This is a genomic window from Streptomyces anandii JCM 4720 (assembly GCF_014650655.1).
GTDB lineage: Bacteria > Actinomycetota > Actinomycetes > Streptomycetales > Streptomycetaceae > Streptomyces > Streptomyces anandii.
The window spans coordinates 1-276 of record NZ_BMVJ01000064.1; the positions used below are offsets into that span (position 1 = coordinate 1).

Below are 276 nucleotides of genomic sequence, written 5' to 3' on the forward strand. Positions count from 1 at the left end.
AGTCCCGTCCCGCTGCATCTCGTACAGCCGGTGCACACCCGTCGTCGTCTCCTCCGTCACCCCACGGATCTCGGAGGCGACGGCGGTCCAGTCGAGGGTGCTGGACTCCAGCAGAGCCCGTACGACGGCCAGTTCCTCGTTGCTCGCGGCGGGCAGCTCGCCCGTCTTCGCGTACTCGACGCCCTGGTGGACCAGGAGGGTCGCGTCACCGCCGTCGTCCAGGATCATGTTCGGGCCGCCGGTGGGGCTGTCCGGCCAGGTCAGCGCCTGCTCGGT

1 protein-coding gene is annotated in these 276 nt (G+C 70.3%); it reads right to left on the reverse strand.

All coding sequences use genetic code 11. The annotated features are described in order from the left end of the window. The coding region (locus IE249_RS39595; RefSeq protein ID WP_229860011.1) for an adenosylhomocysteinase at positions 1-276 on the reverse strand (276 nt) is incomplete at both ends.